This is a genomic window from Streptomyces sp. NPDC029138, assembly GCF_055564375.1.
Window position 1 is genome coordinate 164,661 of record NZ_JBVHWM010000004.1, and the last position, 19,941, is coordinate 184,601.

Consider the following 19,941-nt stretch of genomic DNA (forward strand, 5'->3'; position numbering starts at 1 on the left):
CCGTGGTCAAACCGATGGTATCCGCAGGAGCGCCGAGGCCTCGCATCCGGTGGAGGGCGGTCCCACTACCTGGACATTCGCTGTTCGATCAAGGGTGAAGCCAGCCACCGAACGGCAGGTTCCGGACGACGGTGAACACCAGCAGCAACGCGCCGAGCGCCCACAGCGGTGCCGGTCCGAGGTCGATGCGCAGCGGCCTGCCGCGCGCCGCGCGGGCCACCCAGACGGTCCACAGCACCGCGAAGGCCAGGTAGGCGGCCACGGCCGGCGCGTTGTCGCGCAGGGCGGCGAGGAGATCACCGTGCACGAAGGCATGCGCGCTGCGCAGCCCCCCACAGCCCGGGCAGTACAGACCGGTCAGCCGGTACAGGGGGCAGACGGGGTAGTGCCCGGGTTCACCCGGATCGACGACCCCGACGTAGGCGAAGGCCGCGACGACGACCGCGAACAGCCCTGCGGGGACCGCGACCCGCCGCAAGAAGGGGGCGAGCTGCGGTACCGGGCGGCTGAAGGCGTTCACGCGGGAATTCTCCCCCGCCGAACGCGGACCTGCCCGCCGTGGCCGGAACCCGTACACACGAAGGGCGGCCCGCATCCCACAGGATGCCGACCGCCCTCGCGGAAACCCTGAGGCTCAGCTCTCCGCGGCAGCCGGCTCCCGCGTGGCCGCGGGCGCGGTGTGCGGCAGCGGACGGGACTCCTTCGGCTGCCCAAGACCCATCGCGCGCATGATGCCGCCGACCACACCACCGAGGAGCGTGAGTACCATGCCGGCCCAGAAGCCGACGGGCTGGGCCATCACCATGAAGGCGCCCGCGACGCAGAAACCGATGAAGGCGATGATGACACCGGTCCAGGCGGCCGGGGTGTGACCGTGGCTGCTGCCCGCCATGACTTGCTCCTCGTTGCTGTGTACGTGTCGTACTGTCCGAGCCGGACGCTCGCCGTCCATTGTCCCGTACGCGTGCGTGTGCCCGACGCGGGGGTGGCGTCTGTTTCACCACACCGGGGGTTCAGGCGCCGGTCGGGTCCTCGCCCCGGTCCAGCGCCTTCCAGATCTCCTCGGGCCGCTCCGGGTCGACCGGCCGGGCCGTGCGCCGCGGGCGGGCGGTGCCGCGCTCGTAGCGGCCGGACATCGCGGGCCACAGCCGGCCGTAGCGCAGGGCGAGCAGCCCGGCGAGCAGGAGCAGCGCACCGCCGACGGCCGCGACATAGGGCCAGCCGGTGTGGGTGAGCGCGCTCACCGTGGCGGAGGTGTCGCCGCTCGCCTTGGCCGCCTGCTCGTCCAGCGCGGAGCTGTCGGAGGCGCCCGCGAGGGCCGCGGCGACGATCCCGGCGCCGGACAGCGCGAGCAGCCCGGAGACGAGGAACCGGCCGGCCCTGCGGACGGCGAAGACGGCGACGAGCGCGGCGAGGCCCACTATGGCGAGGGCCGCGGGAACGCCCGTGACGTCGCTGCCCTTGACGGTCAGCGGGAACGCGCCGCCGGCCACCGTCGCGGTGCCCTCCGCCCAGCGCTGCCGGGTCGCGAGCAGCGCGACGGCCGCGCCGAGCGCACCGCACAGGAGGGCAACGGCGAGGCTCCGCCGGCCGGACCGGGCGGACGCGGCGGCTTGGGAACGGGGGTGAGGTACGGCAGTCACGTACTCCACTATCGCCTGAACCCCGGGCGAACCGTCACCCGGGGTTCGTATGAGAAGCGCCCTACGTGCGAGCAGGGTGCCCTACTTGTGCAGCCGGTTGGCGGTGTGCACCGCGCGGAGCACCGCCGCCGCCTTGTTGCGGCACTCCTGGTCCTCCGCGACCGGGTCGGAGTCGGCGACGATGCCGGCGCCGGCCTGGACGTAGGCCGTGCCGTCGCGGAGCAGGGCCGTACGGATGGCGATCGCGGTGTCGGAGTCGCCGGCGAAGTCCAGATAGCCGACGCAGCCGCCGTACAGGCCGCGCCGGGACGGCTCCAGTTCGTCGATGATCTGCATCGCGCGGGGCTTGGGGGCGCCGGAGAGGGTGCCGGCCGGGAAGCAGGCGGTGAGCACGTCGAAGGCCGTGCGGCCCGGGGCGACCCTGCCGGTGACGGTCGAGACGATGTGCATCACGTGCGAGTAGCGCTCGACGGACATGAAGTCGACCACCTCGACCGAGCCCGGCTCGCAGACCCGGCCGAGGTCGTTGCGGCCGAGGTCGACCAGCATCAGGTGCTCGGCGCGCTCCTTGGGGTCGGCGAGGAGTTCCTCGGCGAGGGCCTGGTCCTCCTGCGGGGTGGCCCCCCGGTGCCGGGTGCCGGCGATGGGGTGGACCATCGCGCGCCCGTCCTCGACCTTCACCAGCGCCTCGGGGGAGGAGCCGACGACGTCGAACCCGTCGAAGCGGAAGAGGTACATGTACGGCGAGGGGTTGGTGGCCCGCAGGACCCGGTAGACGTCCAGGGCGCTCGCCGTGCACGGCGTCTCGAAGCGCTGGGAGGGCACGACCTGGAAGGCCTCGCCCGCGCGGATGCGCTCCTTGACGTCCTCGACGGCCCGCTGGAAGTCGGCGCCGCCCCATCGGGCGCTGTACTCGGGCAGCTCGGACGGCGGGAGGTGGGCCGGGGGCTGGGCGACCGGGCGGGAGAGGTCGGCCTCCATGGCGTCGAGGCGGGCGACGGCGTCCGCGTACGCCTCGTCGACGCCGGTGTCGAGGTCGTTGTGGTTGATCGCGTTGGCGATCAGCAGGACCGAGCCCTCCCAGTGGTCCATCACCGCGAGGTCGCTGGTCAGCAGCATGGTCAGCTCGGGCAGCTTCAGGTCGTCGCGCTCGCCGGGGCCGATCTTCTCCAGGCGGCGGACGATGTCGTAGCCGAGGTAGCCCACCATGCCGCCGGTGAAGGGCGGCAGGCCCTCCTGGTGCGGGGTGTGCAGGGCCTGGAGGGTGGCGCGCAGGGCGGCGAGGGGGTCGCCGTCCGTGGGGACGCCGACGGGCGGGGCGCCGAGCCAGTGTGCCTGGCCGTCCCGCGCGGTGAGCGTGGCGGCGCTGCGGACACCGACGAAGGAGTAGCGGGACCAGGAACGGCCGTTCTCCGCGGACTCCAGCAGGAAGGTGCCGGGTCGCTCGGCGGCGAGCTTGCGGTAGAGCGCGACCGGGGTGTCGCCGTCGGCGAGGAGCTTGCGCGTGACCGGGATGACTCGCCGGTCGGTGGCCAGCTTGCGGAAGGTCTCCAGTTCCATGGCCGCTGACCTTACTGATCGGATCCGGGTACGCCGGAATCGGCGTTCCCCCGCAGCACGTCCGCGTCGAAGCAGGTGCGGGCGCCGGTGTGGCAGGCGGCACCCACCTGGTCGACCTTGACCAGCAACGTGTCGGCGTCGCAGTCCAGCGCGACCGACTTCACCCACTGGACGTGGCCGGAGGTGTCGCCCTTGACCCAGTACTCCCGGCGGCTGCGCGACCAGTAGGTGCAGCGGCCGGTGGTCAGCGTCCGGTGCAGCGCCTCGTCGTCCATCCAGCCGAGCATGAGCACCTCGCCGGTGTCGTACTGCTGGGCGATGGCGGGGACGAGCCCGTCGGCGCTGCGCTTGAGCCGCGCGGCGATCTCCGGGTCGAGGCTGCTGCTGGGCCGGGGGGCACCGGTCGTACTGGTCATGGGTCACATTGTGCCGCGCGGGACCGACACCGCCGGGACGGTGTCCATGGAATGGTCACGGCGGCGCGAAGGGTGACGGGTGGGCGGACCGTTTACGTGGTCGTAGGCTGACAGCATGTCGACCTTCGCCAAGCGTGAACGGCTTCTTCTCGCCGACCTCTTGGAAACCGTCGGGCCGGACGCCGAGACCCTCTGCGAGGGCTGGCGGACCAGGGACCTGGCCGCGCATCTGATCGTGCGCGAGCGCCGCCCGGACGCGGCGGGGGGCGCGCTGATCAAGCAGCTCGCGCCGCGTCTGGAGAAGGTGATGGCCGAGTACACGGCGAAGCCGTACGAGGAGCTGATCCAGCTGATCCGTACCGGCCCGCCGCGCTTCTCACCCTTCCAGCTCAAGCAGGTCGACGAGGCGGCCAACATCGTGGAGTTCTACGTCCACACGGAGGACGTCCGCCGCGCCCAGCCGGACTGGAGCCCGCGCGAGCTGGACCCGGTCTTCCAGGACGCGCTGTGGTCCCGCCTCGAACGCGCCGCGCGGCTGATGGGCCGGGGCGCGCCGACGGGTCTGGTGCTGCGCCGCCCGGACGGGCAGACGGTGGTGGCGCACCGGGGCACGCCGGTGGTCACGGTCACCGGTGAGCCGTCGGAGCTGCTGCTGTTCGCGTACGGCCGGCAGAGCGCGGCCAAGGTGGAGCTGGACGGCGACGCGGACGCGATCGCCACGCTGCACGAGACCAAGCGGCTGGGCATCTGAGAGGGTCGGCCCATGATCAAGGTGGCGATGACCGGCGTGTACGTGGACGACGTGGCGACGGCGCACGCCTTCTACACGGGCGTCCTCGGTTTCGAGACCCGCACGCACATGGACCTCGGCGACGGCACGCTCTTCGTGACGGTCGGGGCGCGGGAAGGGGCCCAGCCGGATCTCCAGCTGCTGCTGGAGCCCGGCCAGGGCCCGATCGCGGAGCCGTACCGCAGGGCGCTGTACGAGGCGGGGCTGCCGTGCATCGTCTTCTCCGTGGACGACCTGGGAGCGGAGTACGACAGGCTGCGCGGCCTGGGTGTCCGGTTCACGCACGCGCCGCGGGAGCAGGGGCCGGTGATCGCGGCGGTGTTCGACGACACCGTGGGCAACCTGGTGCAGCTGGTTCAGCCCAGGGAGTGAAAGCCCGTCAGCCCGGGAGTTCGGCGCGGCGCAGGGCCGGTACGGCGAGGGCGACGGCCCCGCCGAGCCCGCACACCACCGCGCTGACGACGAACACCGGGCCGAGGCCCCACGCCCCGATCGCGGCGGCGGCGAACGGCATGCTCAGCGGGGTGAGACCGAGGCTGACCAGGCTGGAGACCGAGGTGACCCGGCCGAGGTAGGCGGGGTCGGCCTGGGTCTGGAGCAGGGCACCGCACATCGCGCCGCTGAGCCCGGTGAGCAGGCCGACGAGCACGGCCGTGCCGACGGCGGCGACGAGACCGGGCACGTAGGCGAGGGCGCCGATGGCCACGCAGCCCGCGATGACGGCGTACCCGGCGACCAGCCCGGCGCGCGGCAGCCGCCCCCGGACCGTCAGCAGCAGCGAGGCGGCCCCCGCGCCGACCCCGAACCCGGCGAGCACCCAGCCCATGCCCGCCGCACCCCAGCCACGCCGGTCGGCGAGCAGGGTCAGCCCGACGTTCAGCGGACCGACGAAGCCGAGGTCACCGAGAGCGATGGCGACCATCAGCGGCGCGAGGACACGGTGCCGGCGGATGTACCGCAGCCCGGCCTTCAGTTCGCTCCAAGCGGTTCCCGCCGTGCCGGGCGTGCCGTCCTTCGGCAGCTCCCGTACCCGCACCGACGCCAGCAGGGGCAGCGACACGGCGATGAGGAGCCCGGCGAGGGTGAACGCGGCCGGGGCGCCGCCGGTGGCCACGCCGAGTCCGCCGAGCGGGGCGCCCACGACGCTCGCGAAGCGGATGGCGAGGCCGCGCATGCCCTGGACCCGGGTGAGCTGGCCCTTCTCGGTGAGGCGGGCCGGCAGGGCGCCCACGGCGGGCATGAACACGGCGTCGACGGTGCCGAAGACCAGTGCCAGCAGGGCGAGCGGCCACAGCCCGGGGCTGGTGAGGAACAGCAGGGCGGCCACGGCGAGGACGGCGGCACAGCGTACGGCGTCACTGCCGAGGACGACCCGGCGCGGCCCGAACCGGTCGGCGACCACTCCCCCGCCGAGCATCAGCACGGCCCTGGGCAGTGCGCTGGCCGACATCACGAGCCCGGCCTGCGCGGGGCTTCCGGCCTGGACGGCGGCCCAGGACAGGGCGAGGTAGTAGACGCTGTCGCCGAGCATCGAGGAGGTGTAGGCCCCGAGCCAGCGCAGCACGTTGGGGTCGCGGTGGGCCTGCGCGGCGGCCGGCGGTATGAGCGTGGCGGTCACGGGAGGGCTGTCCTCTCAGACGTCAGACGCGGAACGGGAAGCCGTACACATGCAGCGCGACATGCTCGCGCCCCTCGGTGTCACCGGCGGCCTCACGGGCTCGCCCCTGCTCGTCGTACCGCTCGAGCAGGCCGGTCAGGTCCTTCTTCAGCTCGGCGAGTTCACCGGCGGTGAGCCGCAGCAGTGACTCCGAGTCATGGGCCGCCGTGTTCCACTCGGCCCCCCAGTGGGCGCGTTCGTCGAGGTACCTCCGGTACATCTCGGCGCGCTGCTCCAGGAACATCCGGGAGGCCGCCAGGTGCGCCGCCGCCTTCTCGGGGGCGTCCTGGAAGTCCTCGTCGCGGATGGTGACGCCGTCGGACGCCGGCTGCCACCAGCGCTCCCGCGCGTCCGCGCTGCGCGGCTCGGCCTCCTCGACGAGACCGTGCTCGGCCAGCTTGCGCAGGTGGTAGCTGACGAGGGAGACGGCCTCGTCCACCTGGTCGGCCAGCTGTGAGGCGGTGGCGACCTCGGCGACGAACAGCAGGCGGTACAGCTTCATGCGCAGTGGATGCGCGAGCGCCTTGAGCGTCCCGATGTCCGTGATCCGGCGGTTCTCCTCGCGTGCCATGGCACCGACCCTAGATACGAAAGAGAAACTGCGCAATATTCTTTGCGCAACTTTCCTTTCGCATCTGCCGGCAGAAAGGCCCCGGCCACCCGGCCGGGGCCTCGAAGGCGACGGCTACCGCATGACGGCTACCGCACAGGGTGCCCCGCCCCCCGCAGCGTCTCCTTCACCTCGCCGATCCTCAGGTCGCCGAAGTGGAACACCGACGCCGCCAGGACCGCGTCCGCGCCCGCCTCGATGGCCGGCGGGAAGTCGGTCAGCTTCCCGGCGCCGCCGGAGGCGATCACCGGGACGGTCACGTGCTTGCGGACCGCCGCGATCATCTCCAGGTCGTAGCCGTCCTTCGTGCCGTCCGCGTCCATGGAGTTCAGCAGGATCTCCCCCGCGCCCAGCTCGGCCGCCCGGTGCGCCCACTCCACCGCGTCGATGCCGGTGCCGCGCCGGCCGCCGTGGGTGGTGACCTCGAAGGTGCCCTCAGGGGTGCGGCGCGCGTCCACCGAGAGGACCAGCACCTGTCGCCCGAACCGCTCGGCGATCTCGCGGATCAGGTCGGGGCGCGCGATGGCCGCCGTGTTGACGCCCACCTTGTCGGCGCCCGCCCGCAGCAGCTTGTCCACGTCCTCGGCCGTGCGGACACCACCGCCGACGGTCAGCGGGATGAACACCTGCTCGGCGGTGCGCCGCACCACGTCGTAGGTCGTCTCCCGGTTGCCGGAGGACGCGGTGATGTCCAGGAACGTCAGCTCGTCGGCGCCCTCGGCGTCGTACACCTTGGCCATCTCGACGGGGTCGCCGGCGTCGCGCAGGTTCTGGAAGTTGACGCCCTTGACGACCCGGCCGTTGTCCACGTCCAGGCAGGGGATGACTCGTACGGCCAGGGTCATGCGGAAACTCCTCGGAACGCCTCCACCTCGACCTCGACGACCAGACTGGGGTCCACGAAACCGGAGACGATGATCATGGATGCGGCGGGCCGGACGGTGTCGAACAGCTCCTTGTGGGCACGGCCGACCTCGTCGACGTCCCGGGCGTGCGTGATGTACATGCGCGTCCGCACCACGTCGTCACGGCCGAGCCCCAGCTGTTCGAGCGCCGCCAGGGCGACCTTGAAGGCGTTGACCGCCTGCTCGTACGGGCCGCCCCCGGCGATCTGCCCGTCCACGATGGACGTGCAGCCCGAGACCAGCACCAAGCCGTTCGGCAGCTCCACCGCACGGGAGTAGCCGAACTCCTCCTCCCAGGGCGCGCCGGTCGACACACGTCGCACGTCACTCACTTGGCTACCGCCTCCAAGGCCTCTTCCAGGGTGAACGCCTTCGCGTACAGCGCCTTCCCTACGATGGCGCCCTCGACACCGAGGGGTACCAGCTCGGCGATGGCGCGCAGGTCGTCCAGGGACGACACGCCGCCGGAGGCCACGACCGGGCGGTCCGTGGCGGCGCACACGTTCTTCAGCAGCTCCAGGTTGGGGCCCTGGAGGGTGCCGTCCTTGGCGATGTCGGTGACGACGTAGCGGGCGCAGCCCTCCTTGTTCAGGCGCTCCAGCGTCTCGTAGAGGTCGCCGCCGTCGCGGGTCCAGCCCCGGCCGCGCAGGGTGGTGCCACGCACGTCCAGACCGACGGCGATCTTGTCGCCGTGCTCGGCGATGACCTTGGCGACCCACTCGGGGGTCTCCAGGGCGGCCGTGCCGAGGTTCACCCGGGTGCAGCCGGTGGCGAGGGCGGCGGCGAGGGTGTCGTCGTCGCGGATGCCGCCGGACAGCTCCACCTTGATGTCCATCGCCCCCGCGACCTCGGCGATCAGGGCGCGGTTGTCCCCCGTGCCGAACGCGGCGTCCAGGTCGACCAGGTGCAGCCACTCGGCGCCGGACCGCTGCCAGGCGAGGGCGGCCTCCAGCGGGGAGCCGTAGGAGGTCTCGGTCCCGGACTCGCCGTGCACGAGGCGGACGGCCTGGCCGTCGCGGACGTCGACGGCGGGGAGGAGTTCGAGCTTGGCCATGGTCTACAGGGTTCCGATCCAGTTGGTGAGGAGCTGGGCGCCGGCGTCGCCGGACTTCTCGGGGTGGAACTGGGTGGCCCACAGGGCGCCGTTCTCCACGGCGGCCACGAACGGCTTGCCGTGCGTCGACCAGGTGACCTTGGGGGCCGCGATCACCGGGTTGTGGGATTCCAGCGCCCAGTCGTGGACGGCGTAGGAGTGCACGAAGTAGAAGCGCGCGTCGGCGTCCAGGCCGGCGAACAGCTGCGAGTCGGCCGGGGCGTCGACGGTGTTCCAGCCCATGTGGGGGACGACGTCGGCCTGGAGCGGCGCGACCGTGCCGGGCCACTCGTCCAGGCCCTCGGCCTCCACGCCGTGCTCGATGCCGCGCGCGAAGAGGATCTGCATGCCGACGCAGATGCCCATGACCGGGCGCCCACCGGACAGCCGGCGGTCCACGACCCAGTCGCCCCGGGCGGCGCGCAGGCCCCGCATGCAGGCGGCGAAGGCGCCGACGCCCGGCACGAGCAGGCCGTCGGCGTTCATCGCCTTGTCGAAGTCACGCGTGATCTCGACGTCGGCGCCCACGCGCGCGAGGGCCCGCTCGGCGGAGCGGACGTTGCCGAAGCCGTAGTCGAAGACGACGACCTTCTTGGTGCTCAATTCCACACCTCCAGCCGGATGACACCCGCCACCAGGCACAGGCCCGCGCCGATCGAGAGGAGCACGATCAGGCTGGTGGGCATCTTCTGCTTGACGAAGGAGATGATGCCGCCGACCAGGAAGAGGCCGACGACGATCAGGAGGGTCGACAGTCCGGTCATGGGTTACAGCGCGCCCTTCGTCGACGGGAGGATGCCGGCCGCGCGCGGGTCGCGCTCGGAGGCGTAACGCAGCGCCCGGGCCAGCGCCTTGAACTGGCACTCCACGATGTGGTGCGCGTTGCGCCCGTACGGGACGTGCACGTGCAGCGCGATCTGCGCCTGGGCGACGAAGGACTCCAGGATGTGCCGGGTCATCGTCGTGTCGTACTCGCCGATCATCGGCGCCATGTTCTCGGGCTCGGTGTGCACGAGGTACGGGCGGCCGGACAGGTCGACGGTGACCTGGGCGAGGGACTCGTCCAGCGGGACCGTGCAGTTGCCGAAGCGGTAGATGCCCACCTTGTCGCCGAGCGCCTGCTTGAAGGCGGCGCCGAGCGCGAGGGCCGTGTCCTCGATGGTGTGGTGGGAGTCGATGTGCAGGTCGCCGTCGGTCTTCACGGTCAGGTCGAACAGACCGTGCCGGCCGAGCTGGTCGAGCATGTGGTCGTAGAAGCCGACGCCGGTGGCGATGTCGGTCCGGCCGGTGCCGTCGAGGTCTATCTCGACCAGCACCGACGTCTCCTTGGTGGTGCGCTCCACGCGTCCTGTGCGGCTCATGCGTTACAGCTCCTTCTTCAACTCACGGACCGCGTCGAGGAACGCGTCGTTCTCCTCCGGGGTGCCGGCGGACACCCGCAGCCATCCCGGTACGCCGTTGTCCCGGACCAGCACGCCCCGGTCGAGGATCTTCCGCCAGGCCTCGTGGGCGCTGTCGAACCGGCCGAACTGCACGAAGTTCGCGTCGGACTCGGTGACCTCGTAGCCGATCGCGCGCAGCTCGGCGACCAGCCGGTCCCGCTCCGCCTTCAGCTGCTCGACGTACCCGAGCAGGGTGTCGGTGTGCTCCAGCGCGGCCAGGGCGGTCGCCTGGGTGATCGCCGACAGGTGGTACGGCAGCCGGACCAGCTGGACGGCGTCCACGACGGCCGGATGCGCGGCCAGGTAGCCGAGGCGCAGGCCGGCCGCGCCGAACGCCTTGGACATCGTCCGGGAGATCACCAGGTGCGGGCGGCCCTCCAGCAGCGGCAGCAGCGAGTCGCCGTGGCTGAACTCGATGTACGCCTCGTCCACGATCACCATGGACGGCTTGGCCGCCTGCGCCGCCTCGTACAGCGCGAGGACCGTCTCGGGCGGGACCGCGTTGCCGGTGGGGTTGTTGGGGGTGGTGATGAAGACGACGTCCGGCTTGTGCTCGGCGATGGCCTGCCGGGCCGCGGCGAGGTCGATCGTGAAGTCCTCGCTTCGCGGGCCGGAGATCCAGCCGGTGCCGGTCCCGCGCGCGATGAGCGCGTGCATCGAGTACGACGGCTCGAAGCCGATCGCCGTACGGCCCGGTCCGCCGAAGGTCTGCAACAGCTGCTGGATGACCTCGTTGGAGCCGTTGGCGGCCCACACGTTCTCGATGCCGAGGGGGTACTTGCCGGTCTTCGTCAGGTACTTGGCCAGCTCGGTGCGCAGCTGGACCGCGTCCCGGTCCGGGTAGCGGTTCAGGTCGCGGGCGGCCTCCCGCACCCGCTCCGCGATCCGCTCGACCAGCGGCTCGGGCAGCGGGTAGGGGTTCTCGTTGGTGTTCAGCCGTACGGGGACGTCCAGCTGGGGCGCGCCGTAGGGGGACTTGCCACGCAGCTCGTCCCGTACGGGAAGATCGTCGATCCGCACGTCGCTCACTTGCTCTCGGGTACCTTCCAGCCGAACCTCGCCTTGATCGCCGCGCCGTGCGCGGGCAGGTCCTCCGCCTCCGCCAGCGTCACCACGTGGTGCGCGACCTCGGCGAGCGCGTCCTTCGTGTAGTCCACGATGTGGATGCCGCGCAGGAAGGACTGGACCGACAGGCCCGAGGAGTGGCATGCGCAGCCGCCGGTGGGCAGGACGTGGTTGGACCCGGCCGCGTAGTCGCCGAGCGAGACGGGGGCCCAGGGGCCGATGAAGACCGCGCCGGCGTTCCTCACGCGGTCGGCCACCGCAGCGGCGTCCGCCGTCTGGATCTCCAGGTGCTCGGCGCCGTACGCGTCGACCACCCTCAGGCCCTCCTCGATGCCGTCCACGAGGACGATCGCGGACTGCTTGCCCTTCAGGGCGGGCACGATCCGGTCGTCGATGTGCTTGCTGGCCGCGACCTGCGGCTCCAGCTCCTTCTCGACCGCCTCCGCCAGCTCGACGGAGTCGGTGACGAGGACGGCCGCCGCCAGCGGGTCGTGCTCGGCCTGGCTGATCAGGTCGGAGGCGACGTGCACCGGGTCGGCGCCGGCGTCCGCGAGGATCGCGATCTCGGTCGGGCCCGCCTCGGCGTCGATGCCGATCTTGCCGGTGAAGTAGCGCTTGGCGGCGGCGACCCAGATGTTGCCGGGGCCGGTGACCATGTTGGCGGGCGGGCAGGACTCGGTGCCGTACGCGAACATCGCGACGGCGGTGGCGCCGCCGGCCGCGTACACCTCGTCCACGCCGAGCAGGGCGCAGGCGGCGAGGATCGTCAGGTGCGGCAGTCCACCGAACTCGGCCTGGGCCGGTGAGGCGAGCGCGATGGACGCGACGCCGGCCTCCTGGGCGGGCACCACGTTCATCACCACGGACGACGGGTAGACCGAGCGGCCACCGGGCGCGTACAGGCCGACACGCTCGACCGGAACCCACTTCTCGGTCACCGAGCCGCCCGGCACGACCTGCGTGGTGTGGGCCGTCCGGCGCTGCTCGCGGTGGACCAGCCGGGCACGGCGGATGGACTCCTCCAGGGCTGCGCGCACGGCCGGGTCGAGACCGGCGAGCGCGTCGGTGAGCGCCTGGGCCGGGACACGGACGGTTTCCAGCCGTACTCCGTCGAACTTCTCGGCGAAGTCGATCAGCGCCGCGTCGCCACGATGATGCACGGCCTCGCAGATCGGGCGCACCTTCTCCAGGGCGGCCTGAACGTCGAAGTCGGCTCGGGGCAGCAGGTCGCGCAGGGCGGGGCCCTCGGGAAGGGCGTCGCCGCGCAGATCGATTCGGGAAATCACACTCCCAATTCTCTCAGACCGCCGTCGGGAGCCGTTCGCGCGTATCAATGGCTGATACAGAACGTGGGCCAATGACTGGTACAAATGTGGGCCAATGACTGGCACATAGGGTGGCCGGAACGCGGAAGATCACCTTCACGGGTGGTGTTCCGACGGTCACAGAGGGCATGAACGGCTGTACGAAAACCACCGAACCGGAAGAGGAGAACGGTGAGCGAGGGTGCCGGCATCCGCACGGGGGACCTGCCGGACGACCTGACCGCGACCGAGGCGGGCATGTGGCAGGCCTTCCGCAACGGCAGCGTGTACGACCTGAGCAGCGGCGACTTGGCGGTGGACGATCCGCACGGCGGGCACCCCTGGGGCCCCGACCGGACCGTACGGGCCCGCATCGTCTGCTGGCTGCTTCTCGACGGCCCGCCGGCACTCGCCGGCCGGGTGTCCGCGCTGAAGCTCGTCGGTGTGCGCGTCACCGACCCGCTGGACCTGGCGGGCGGCCAGGTCGTGCCGTACGTCGAACTGCGCGGCTGCCGCTTCGACGAGGAGATCCGGCTGCCCGAGGCCCGGTTCACGACCGTACGCCTGGTGGACTGCGCGGTGCCGCGCCTGGAGGCGGCCCGCGTGCACACGGAGGGTGATCTGCATCTGCCGCGCTGCCGGTTCCAGAACGGGGTGCGGCTGACGGACGCGCACATCGGCACCGATCTGCTGCTCAACCAGGCGGTCGCGTACCGGGACCGCAGCGGCCGGTCGATCGCGGCCGACGGCCTGTCCGTCGGCCAGGACCTCCAGGCGGAGATGCTGGAGTCGCACGGCGAGTTCAGCCTGCGCGGCGCCCAGATCGGCGTCTCGCTCAGCCTGCGCGGCGCGAAGCTCGCCAACCCCTACGCCCGCTTCGCCCTCAACGCCCCCCAGCTGACGGTCGAGCGGACCCTGTACCTGACCCCGGCCGGCGTGGGCAACCCGCTACTGAGCGGCACGACACCCGCGCGCGGGACCCGCATCCAGCGGTTCGAGTCCCGGGGCGGGGTGCGCCTCGACGACGGGCGGTTCGGGGACGCCGTCGACCTGGAGCGGGCCCGGTTCTCCTTCACCGACGAGCAGGAACTGTCGTTGCGCCGGGTGCAGACGCCGGAGCTGCGCTTCCTCGGGGACAAGCCGGAGCGCGGCAAGGTCGTGCTGTCCGGCGCGCGGGTCGTGAACCTGGTGGACCGGGCGAGCAGCTGGCCGGACGCGGGCAGCCTGCACATGGGCGGGTTCGCCTACGAGAGCCTGGTGCCGCAGGGCCCGTTCCCGCTGACGCGGCGCCTGGACTGGGTGGCGGCGGCCACCGCCGAGTACGCCCCGGAGCCGTACGAGCGGCTGGCGGCGGTCCTGCGCGCCGCCGGGGAGGACGAGGACGCGCGCGAGGTGCTGCTCGCCAAGCAGCGCAGGCGACGCGAGACGCTGCCGCTGGCCGGCAAGTTCTGGGGTTATCTCCAGGACTGGACGGTCGCCTACGGCTATCGTCCGGGCCGGGCCGCCGTGTGGATGGCGGTGCTGTGGGCGGCGGGCACGCTCGCCTTCGCGCGCGCGGACCATCCGCCGGTCAGCTCCGGCGGTCATCCGGTCTGGAGCCCGGCGCTGTTCACGCTGGACCTGCTGCTGCCGGTGATCGACCTGGGCCAGGCCGGCCAGTGGCAGCTGCGCGGCGGCTGGCAGTGGCTGGCGGCGGCGCTGATCCTGATCGGCTGGGTCCTGGCCACGACGGTGGCGGCGGGCGCGACCCGGCTGCTGCGGCGGGGCTGACGGAACCCGGCGGGGCCGACGGGACGCAGTGGCGGCGACGGGACTCACTGGCGGTGACGCCGGCGGAATCTACCCTTCACGCACACACGCCCGCACAAAATACACATTCACCCTTTACCGGTCCTTGACTGTCGGCCGTACAACTTTCCATGAGTTGCCCAGACCCTCTGGCGCCGCCCCGACCTGCGGACTTTCAATGGTCGGCACCATGGCTCTGCTGCCCTCGTTCATCCGCCCCACCCGGATGACCAAACGCTCCGCGCGCCCGGCCGCCCGGCCGCCGGCCGGGGACGAGTCCGTCCTGGACGCGCCGGACGACCGCCTCTCGCCCGCGCTGGTCGCGGCCGGCCAGGGCGAGTACGCCGCCGCGGCCGACCTGCTCGGCTCGACCCGTGCCGCCGCCGAGTGGGAGAACCGGGACCGGTATCTACGACGCCTGGCCGCCTTCGCCCGCTCGCGCCCCGAGTGGTACGACGAGTGGCGTGCCGCCGCCCCGGACGACCCCGGCGTGCTCCTGCTCGGGGCCCAGCTGGCGGTGGACCGCGCCTGGCCCTCGCCCGCCCGCGCCGAGCTGCTGCGCGAGGTGAGCCCGCTCATCACCGCCGCCGCCCGCGCCGACGACCGCGACCCGGTGCCCTGGCGGATCGCGCTCGACCACGCGCGCGGCTCGCGGGCCGGGCACCGCTACTTCGAGGAGCTGTGGGAGGCGGCCGTCCGGCGCGCCCCGCACCACTACGGCTGCCATGTGGCCGCCCTGCGCTACCTGGCCGCCTTCTGCTGCGCCCGGTGGGGAGACACGCCCCACACTCCCCATGGCTCCCACCCCGCGTGCTTCGACTTCGCCGACCGGGCCGCGCAGGACGCCCCGGCCGACTCGCTCGTCCAGGCGCTGCCCGCCCGGGCGGCCTTCGGCTGTCTGACCGACGGCTGCGGCCCCGAGGTGCCGCGCGCCCGGCTGGACGCGGCGGCCGACCGCGCCATCGCGCTGTCCGGGCGCTTCCCGGCGGCCGACCCGTGGCCCGCCGAGGTCCGCAACAAACTGCTGTACGTCCTGCTGCGGCTGGACCGCTGGGAGGACGCCCGCACCCAGCTGCGCCTGATCGGCCCGTACGCCACCTCCTTCCCCTGGGACCGGCTCTCGGACGACCCGCTCGGCCACTTCCTGCGCGTGCGTGAACACCTGGAGACGGCGGGTCCGCGGCCCGCCCCGGCCGGGCTGCTGACGGCGTCCCCGGACCCCCTCGGTGAGCACGGCGGACACGCCCGCGCCGCCGACCACTAGGCTGGGGCGCCGTGACCACCGTCCGTCTCCCGCTCTTTCCGCTGAACTCGGTGCTGTTCCCGGGGCTCGTGCTGCCGCTGAACGTCTTCGAGGAGCGTTATCGCGCCATGATGCGCGCGCTGCTGAAGACCCCCGAGGAGGAGCCGCGCCGCTTCGCCGTCGTCGCCATCCGCGACGGCCACGAGGTCGCGCCGAGCGCCCCGGGCATGCCCGATCCCACGGCCCAGCCCGACCGGGGCCCGGCCGCGGGCTTCGGCCCCGACCCGCTCAAGGCCTTCCACGGGGTGGGCTGTGTGGCGGACGCGGCGACCGTCCGGGAACGCTCCGACGGCACCTTCGAGGTGCTGGCGACGGGCACGACCCGCGTCCGCCTGCTGTCCGTGGACGCGTCCGGCCCGTTCCTGACCGCCGAGCTGGAGGAGCTGCCGGAGGAGCCCGGGGACGAGGCCGGCGCGCTGGCCGAGGGCGTCCTGCGCTCCTTCCGCCAGTACCAGAAGCGCCTGGCGGGCGCCCGCGAGCGATCGCTGTCCACCAGCGCCGACCTGCCGGACGACCCGAGTGTGGTGTCGTATCTGGTGGCCGCCGCGATGGTGCACGACACGCCGACCAAGCAGCGGCTGCTCCAGGCCCCGGACACCGCCTCCCGGCTGCGGGACGAGCTGAAACTCCTTCGCGCGGAGACGTCCATCATCCGTAGCCTGCCCTCGTTGCCCGCGTTCGAGCTGACGCGGACGCCGACGAGTCTGAACTGAGGGAAGCCCGACACCCTGATGGCGAAGAAGTCGAAGAAGCAGCAGCAGTCCGGGGGTACGCCCGCGACGGTGGCCCTGACGGCGGCGGGCGTGGACTTCACCGTCCACGCCTACGACCACGACCCGTCCCACCCCTCCTACGGCGAGGAGGCGGCGGAGGCGATGGGCGTCTCCCCCGACCGCGTCTTCAAGACCCTGGTGGCCGACGTGGACGGTTCCCTGGTGGTCGGGGTGGTCCCGGTGGCCGGCTCGCTGGATCTGAAGGCCCTCGCGGCGGCGGTGGGCGGCAAACGGGCGACCATGGCCGACCCGACCCTCGCCGAACGCACCACGGGCTACGTCCGGGGCGGCATCTCCCCGCTCGGTCAGCGCAAGAAGCTCCCGACGGTCATCGACGACTCGGCGGAGTCCCACGCGACGATCTGCGTGTCGGCGGGGCGGCGGGGGCTTGAAGTGGAGCTGGCGCCGGGGGATCTGGCGAAGCTGACGGAGGCGGTGCTGGCGCCGATCGGACGGGGCTGACGGGCTCGCCCTCCACGACACCTCACTCCGCGGTCTCTCGTTATGGCCTCTCGCCGTACGGCACCTCGGGATCGCGGGGACCGAACGCCGCCGTGAGCCCCAGATGCACCAGCAGCCCGGCCAAGGGCCAGGCCAGCAGCGCGCCCTTCGCCGACAGCTTCAGCGGCGCCGAGAACGTCACTCCCTTGCCCACGGCCCGCGCGTGCGCGAGCACGTCGGACTCGGGTCCCAGCCACATCCCGAGCCGGCAGGCCAGCAAGGAGCCGAGCAGCCCGCCGAGGCCGAGTGCCACCACGGCCGGCACACCGCCGCGCCGCCGCAGCAGAAACACCACCACGGCGCTGACCAGTCCGAAGGCGAGGCCCAGCAGAGTGAACGTTCCGTCCACGCCGACCGCCTGTTCGCCCTCGCTGTCCTTGACGTAGACGACCCAGTTCTTGCCGATCTCGTCAGCGATCAGCGGCACGTGCGGCGCCAGCCACCACCACAGCAGCCCCAGCAGCACCCCGCCGAGCGCCGTCGCCACCGTGATCACGGTGGCCTCCCGCAGTTCCGTCCTCATCCCGGGACCGTCCTGTTCGTACGCGCCCTCGCCCGGCACCCCGGCGGGCGGCGGCGCCTGCCAGACCTGGTGCGGGGAGTTCTCGTGCGGCGGCGGAGGCGGAGTCAGCGGTGCGGTCACCTGACCATCGTGCCAGGTCGTGCTGTGGGCCGCGTCACCGGACGGCGGCCCTGCGGTACGCCCAGGTCGCCACGGCCAGCGAGATCACACCGACACCCGCGCACACCCCCAGGTCAGCGAGGACGACGGGCCAGTCGGGGTCCGCCCCGAAGGTCCGCGCGTACGCCTCCACGCCGTAGGTCGACGGCAGCAGATCACGGGCCAGCCGTACGGCCTCCGGCATCCGGTCGGCGGGCAGCACGCCCAACAGCAGCGCGGCCGACATGCCGAGCTGCCCGAGCAGCGTGGCCAGCTCCGGCCGGGGCGCGAGCAGCCCGCAGGCGGCGCCCAGCCCGGCCAGCGCGGCCCCGGCGAGCGGGATGACGGCCACCAGGATCCACAGGTTGGACAGCGGCAGCCCGAAGAGCACACAGCCGAAGACGGCCGTCACCAGGGTCCCCGGCACGGTGAAGGAGGCGTACGCCGCCGCCGCGCCCAGCACCACGGCCGCCGGCGGCACCGGCAGCGTGGCGTAGTGGTCGAGCCCGCCGCTGGCCCGCAGCTGCCCGAAGTACTGCGACAGCAGGTTCAGCGCGACGTACGCGACGACCAGCACGGAGGACCCGGCCACCACGGACTGGGCCTCATGGCCGCTGTCGACGACGCCGCGCATCATCACGGCGATGCCGATGGACTGGAAGGTCGCCACGAACAGCAGCGGAATCCGCGCCACCCGGGCCCGGGACAGCTGCGCCCGGTAGACGGCCACCAGCGACGGCCACAGCCGCGCGGCCGGCCCGAGCCGGGCCGCGCCGGCCGCCGTCTCCGGCACGGCCCGGGCACCGCCCGGCAGAACCTCGGCGGGTACGACACTCACGACGGGCTGCTCCTCTTCCCTACGGCGGCCGCCACGACGGGCCTCCCGGCCACGGCACTCGCCACGACAGGCCTCCCGGCCACGGCACTCGCCACGACAGGCCGCCCCGCTACGACGGTCGCCACGACGGGCTTCCCCGCTGCGGCGGCCGCCACGACAGGCCTCCCGGCCACAGCACTCGCCACGACGGACCTCCCGGCGACAGCAGTCGCCACGACAGGCCTCCCCGCTACGGCGGCCGCCACGACGGGCCTCCCGGCCACGGCACTCGCCGCGGCGGCCGCCACGACAGGCCTCCCGGCCACAGCAGTCGCCATGACAGGCCTCCCCGCTGCGGCGGCCGCCACGACGGGCCTCCCGGCCACGGCACTCGCCGCGACGGACCTCGTCGCCGCGGCCGCCGCCACGACAGGCCTCCCGGCCACAGCAGTCCCCACGACAGGCCTCCCCGCTGCGGCGGCCGCCACGACAGGGCTTCCCGCTGCGGCGGTCACCACGACAGGCCTCTTCGCCGCGGCGGTACCGCAGACCCATACGCGTTCCGTAGCCGGTGTGCTCACGCCTTCACCAGCCCCTGCCGGGCCGCGCCGCCCAGTGCCAGATAGACGTCCTCCAGGCTGGGCGTGGCGAGTGTGAAGTCGTCCAGGGCGGCGAAGGCGGCCCCGCCGGTCACCGTGGCGACGACGGCGCGGGCCTCCTCGGGCGCGAGCCGGAGCGTCCAGCGCCGGCCGGACTCCACGGCCCGTTCGCGCAGCACGGCGACCTCGGGCACCTCCAGCGGCGCCCGCTCCCGCCACACCAGCTCGACCCGCACCTCGCCGGCGACCTGCGCCTTGAGTCCGGCGGGGCTGTCGCAGGCGATGACGCGGCCCTGGTCGAGCACGGCGACCCGGTCCAGGACCGTCTCGGCCTCGATGACGTTGTGGGTGACCAGCAGCACCGTCGTACCGCGCTCGGCCCGCCGCCGGTCCACGGCCGCCCAGACCGCGCGCCGGGCCACCGGGTCCATGCCGGTGGTCGGCTCGTCCAGCACGAGCAGCGGCCGTTCCCCGACGAGGGCGGCGGCGAAGCAGGCGAGCCGCCGCTGCCCGCCGGACAGCTTCTTCAGCGCGCGTCCCGCGATCGGGGTCAGCCCCAGCTCGTCCAGGACGGCGTCCCGCTCGGCCCGGGCCCGCCGGACGTCCAGGCCGCGCAGGCGTCCGGTGGTCTCGGCGGCGAGGGAGACGGTCAGCTCGTCCAGCGCGGTGGACTCCTGGCCCAGGTAGGCGAGGAGCCGGGCGGCCCGCTCGGGGTGGCGCACGATGTCGTGGCCGAGTATCCGGACGCTGCCCGTGTCCGGCCGCAGCAGCCCGGTGAGCTGCCGTACGAGGGTGGACTTGCCGGCGCCGTTCGGGCCGAGCAGCCCGAACACCTCGCCGCGCCGCACGTCCAGCTCCACCCCGTCGGTGGCCCGCACCTCGGGGGTGCCCGACGCGCCCCGCCGGCCCTTCACGGCCGGGTAGGTCTTGCTGAGCCCGCGCACGCGTACGACCTCGTCGTACCGAAGTGCCTGTCCCGCGCGCGTACTCACAAGGGACGAGACTACGGGGTCG

At 72.9% G+C, this 19,941-nt stretch carries 24 protein-coding genes; 6 read left to right on the forward strand and 18 right to left on the reverse strand.

Annotated features, from left to right (window positions below):
• Positions 1–88 precede the first annotated feature (88 nt).
• The 5 genes from ACZ4WH_RS06435 to hisI form a co-directional block, all read right to left on the reverse strand.
• The gene (locus tag ACZ4WH_RS06435) at positions 89–520 is read right to left on the reverse strand and encodes a DUF2752 domain-containing protein (RefSeq protein ID WP_468177195.1); all 432 of its coding nucleotides are present in this window, start codon (positions 518–520) and stop codon (positions 89–91) included.
• A gap of 114 nt (positions 521–634) precedes the next feature.
• Positions 635–892, reverse strand: a complete 258-nt coding sequence (locus tag ACZ4WH_RS06440; RefSeq protein WP_468177197.1) for an HGxxPAAW family protein — start codon at positions 890–892, stop codon at positions 635–637.
• Between the two features lie 121 nt (positions 893–1,013).
• Entirely contained in the window at positions 1,014–1,652 is a 639-nt protein-coding gene (locus tag ACZ4WH_RS06445; protein ID WP_468177199.1) for a TIGR02234 family membrane protein, read from the reverse strand.
• A 72-nt stretch (positions 1,653–1,724) separates the two neighbouring features.
• Positions 1,725–3,203 (reverse strand): anthranilate synthase component I, encoded by a 1,479-nt coding sequence (locus tag ACZ4WH_RS06450; RefSeq protein ID WP_468177201.1) that lies wholly within the window; start codon positions 3,201–3,203, stop codon positions 1,725–1,727.
• Between the two features lie 11 nt (positions 3,204–3,214).
• A complete protein-coding gene (gene hisI / locus ACZ4WH_RS06455; RefSeq protein WP_468177203.1) occupies positions 3,215–3,619 on the reverse strand; it encodes a phosphoribosyl-AMP cyclohydrolase in 405 nt (134 codons plus the stop codon).
• 115 nt (positions 3,620–3,734) lie between these two features.
• On the opposite strand from hisI, the gene ACZ4WH_RS06460 reads away from it, so the two are divergent.
• Positions 3,735–4,370 (forward strand): TIGR03085 family metal-binding protein, encoded by a 636-nt coding sequence (locus ACZ4WH_RS06460; protein WP_468177205.1) that lies wholly within the window; start codon positions 3,735–3,737, stop codon positions 4,368–4,370.
• Positions 4,371–4,382: 12 nt separating this feature from the next.
• On the forward strand, positions 4,383–4,781 hold the full coding sequence (locus ACZ4WH_RS06465) for a VOC family protein (protein WP_468177207.1): 399 nt from the start codon (positions 4,383–4,385) through the stop codon (positions 4,779–4,781).
• 7 nt (positions 4,782–4,788) lie between these two features.
• On the opposite strand, the gene ACZ4WH_RS06470 is transcribed toward ACZ4WH_RS06465, so the two are convergent.
• From ACZ4WH_RS06470 to hisD, 10 genes are all read right to left on the reverse strand, one after another.
• Complete coding sequence (locus ACZ4WH_RS06470) at positions 4,789–6,027, reverse strand: MFS transporter (protein WP_468177209.1); 1,239 nt, start codon at positions 6,025–6,027, stop codon at positions 4,789–4,791.
• 22 nt (positions 6,028–6,049) lie between these two features.
• Complete coding sequence (locus tag ACZ4WH_RS06475; RefSeq protein WP_468177211.1) at positions 6,050–6,637, reverse strand: ArsR/SmtB family transcription factor; 588 nt, start codon at positions 6,635–6,637, stop codon at positions 6,050–6,052.
• Positions 6,638–6,765: 128 nt separating this feature from the next.
• Entirely contained in the window at positions 6,766–7,521 is a 756-nt protein-coding gene (gene hisF, locus ACZ4WH_RS06480; RefSeq protein WP_468177213.1) for an imidazole glycerol phosphate synthase subunit HisF, read from the reverse strand.
• Positions 7,518–7,913: a RidA family protein gene (locus tag ACZ4WH_RS06485; protein ID WP_468177215.1), complete on the reverse strand. Its 396-nt coding sequence runs from the start codon at positions 7,911–7,913 to the stop codon at positions 7,518–7,520. Before ACZ4WH_RS06485 ends, hisF begins: the two co-directional genes overlap by 4 nt.
• Positions 7,910–8,635: a bifunctional 1-(5-phosphoribosyl)-5-((5-phosphoribosylamino)methylideneamino)imidazole-4-carboxamide isomerase/phosphoribosylanthranilate isomerase PriA gene (gene priA, locus ACZ4WH_RS06490; protein ID WP_468177217.1), complete on the reverse strand. Its 726-nt coding sequence runs from the start codon at positions 8,633–8,635 to the stop codon at positions 7,910–7,912. The genes ACZ4WH_RS06485 and priA overlap by 4 nt, the downstream gene beginning before the upstream one ends.
• 3 nt (positions 8,636–8,638) lie before the next feature.
• Positions 8,639–9,283, reverse strand: coding sequence for an imidazole glycerol phosphate synthase subunit HisH (gene hisH / locus ACZ4WH_RS06495; protein ID WP_468177219.1), 645 nt, complete (start codon positions 9,281–9,283; stop codon positions 8,639–8,641).
• The gene (locus ACZ4WH_RS06500) at positions 9,274–9,438 is read right to left on the reverse strand and encodes a hypothetical protein (RefSeq protein WP_467409218.1); all 165 of its coding nucleotides are present in this window, start codon (positions 9,436–9,438) and stop codon (positions 9,274–9,276) included. Before ACZ4WH_RS06500 ends, hisH begins: the two co-directional genes overlap by 10 nt.
• 3 nt (positions 9,439–9,441) lie before the next feature.
• On the reverse strand, positions 9,442–10,035 hold the full coding sequence (gene hisB / locus ACZ4WH_RS06505) for an imidazoleglycerol-phosphate dehydratase HisB (RefSeq protein ID WP_030605410.1): 594 nt from the start codon (positions 10,033–10,035) through the stop codon (positions 9,442–9,444).
• Positions 10,036–10,038: 3 nt separating this feature from the next.
• On the reverse strand, positions 10,039–11,145 hold the full coding sequence (locus ACZ4WH_RS06510; RefSeq protein ID WP_468177222.1) for a histidinol-phosphate transaminase: 1,107 nt from the start codon (positions 11,143–11,145) through the stop codon (positions 10,039–10,041).
• The gene (hisD, locus tag ACZ4WH_RS06515) at positions 11,142–12,467 is read right to left on the reverse strand and encodes a histidinol dehydrogenase (RefSeq protein ID WP_468177224.1); all 1,326 of its coding nucleotides are present in this window, start codon (positions 12,465–12,467) and stop codon (positions 11,142–11,144) included. The genes ACZ4WH_RS06510 and hisD overlap by 4 nt, the downstream gene beginning before the upstream one ends.
• Positions 12,468–12,677: 210 nt before the next feature.
• On the opposite strand from hisD, the gene ACZ4WH_RS06520 reads away from it, so the two are divergent.
• The 4 genes from ACZ4WH_RS06520 to ybaK all read left to right on the forward strand — a co-directional run bounded on the left by ACZ4WH_RS06520 (position 12,678) and on the right by ybaK (position 16,811).
• Positions 12,678–14,255, forward strand: a complete 1,578-nt coding sequence (locus ACZ4WH_RS06520) for an oxidoreductase (RefSeq protein ID WP_468177226.1) — start codon at positions 12,678–12,680, stop codon at positions 14,253–14,255.
• A gap of 196 nt (positions 14,256–14,451) precedes the next feature.
• Positions 14,452–15,537: a hypothetical protein gene (locus ACZ4WH_RS06525; protein ID WP_468177228.1), complete on the forward strand. Its 1,086-nt coding sequence runs from the start codon at positions 14,452–14,454 to the stop codon at positions 15,535–15,537.
• Positions 15,538–15,548: 11 nt separating this feature from the next.
• Complete coding sequence (locus ACZ4WH_RS06530) at positions 15,549–16,289, forward strand: LON peptidase substrate-binding domain-containing protein (protein WP_468177230.1); 741 nt, start codon at positions 15,549–15,551, stop codon at positions 16,287–16,289.
• Between the two features lie 18 nt (positions 16,290–16,307).
• The gene (ybaK, locus tag ACZ4WH_RS06535) at positions 16,308–16,811 is read left to right on the forward strand and encodes a Cys-tRNA(Pro) deacylase (RefSeq protein WP_468177232.1); all 504 of its coding nucleotides are present in this window, start codon (positions 16,308–16,310) and stop codon (positions 16,809–16,811) included.
• Positions 16,812–16,851: 40 nt separating this feature from the next.
• Here the strand turns inward: ybaK and ACZ4WH_RS06540 are convergent, their stop codons facing one another.
• The 3 genes from ACZ4WH_RS06540 to ACZ4WH_RS06550 all read right to left on the reverse strand — a co-directional run bounded on the left by ACZ4WH_RS06540 (position 16,852) and on the right by ACZ4WH_RS06550 (position 19,919).
• Positions 16,852–17,493, reverse strand: a complete 642-nt coding sequence (locus ACZ4WH_RS06540) for an AAA family ATPase (RefSeq protein WP_468177234.1) — start codon at positions 17,491–17,493, stop codon at positions 16,852–16,854.
• A gap of 34 nt (positions 17,494–17,527) precedes the next feature.
• On the reverse strand, positions 17,528–18,349 hold the full coding sequence (locus ACZ4WH_RS06545; protein ID WP_468177236.1) for an ABC transporter permease: 822 nt from the start codon (positions 18,347–18,349) through the stop codon (positions 17,528–17,530).
• A gap of 556 nt (positions 18,350–18,905) precedes the next feature.
• A complete protein-coding gene (locus ACZ4WH_RS06550) occupies positions 18,906–19,919 on the reverse strand; it encodes an ABC transporter ATP-binding protein (protein WP_468177238.1) in 1,014 nt (337 codons plus the stop codon).
• Between the last annotated feature and the right edge of the window lie 22 nt (positions 19,920–19,941).

Excerpts from the sequence above, each read along its gene's own strand:
- ACZ4WH_RS06450 (WP_468177201.1), bottom strand. The coding sequence starts at position 3,203 with ATGGAACTGGAGACCTTCCGCAAGCTGGCCACCGACCGGCGAGTCATC.
- ACZ4WH_RS06465 (WP_468177207.1), top strand. The coding sequence starts at position 4,383 with ATGATCAAGGTGGCGATGACCGGCGTGTACGTGGACGACGTGGCGACG.
- ACZ4WH_RS06475 (WP_468177211.1), bottom strand. The coding sequence starts at position 6,637 with ATGGCACGCGAGGAGAACCGCCGGATCACGGACATCGGGACGCTCAAG.
- hisI (WP_468177203.1), bottom strand. The coding sequence starts at position 3,619 with ATGACCAGTACGACCGGTGCCCCCCGGCCCAGCAGCAGCCTCGACCCG.
- priA (WP_468177217.1), bottom strand. The coding sequence starts at position 8,635 with ATGGCCAAGCTCGAACTCCTCCCCGCCGTCGACGTCCGCGACGGCCAG.
- hisF (WP_468177213.1), bottom strand. The coding sequence starts at position 7,521 with ATGACCCTGGCCGTACGAGTCATCCCCTGCCTGGACGTGGACAACGGC.
- ACZ4WH_RS06525 (WP_468177228.1), top strand. The coding sequence starts at position 14,452 with ATGGTCGGCACCATGGCTCTGCTGCCCTCGTTCATCCGCCCCACCCGG.
- ACZ4WH_RS06440 (WP_468177197.1), bottom strand. The coding sequence starts at position 892 with ATGGCGGGCAGCAGCCACGGTCACACCCCGGCCGCCTGGACCGGTGTC.
- ACZ4WH_RS06460 (WP_468177205.1), top strand. The coding sequence starts at position 3,735 with ATGTCGACCTTCGCCAAGCGTGAACGGCTTCTTCTCGCCGACCTCTTG.
- ybaK (WP_468177232.1), top strand. The coding sequence starts at position 16,308 with ATGGCGAAGAAGTCGAAGAAGCAGCAGCAGTCCGGGGGTACGCCCGCG.
- hisB (WP_030605410.1), bottom strand. The coding sequence starts at position 10,035 with ATGAGCCGCACAGGACGCGTGGAGCGCACCACCAAGGAGACGTCGGTG.
- ACZ4WH_RS06500 (WP_467409218.1), bottom strand. The coding sequence starts at position 9,438 with ATGACCGGACTGTCGACCCTCCTGATCGTCGTCGGCCTCTTCCTGGTC.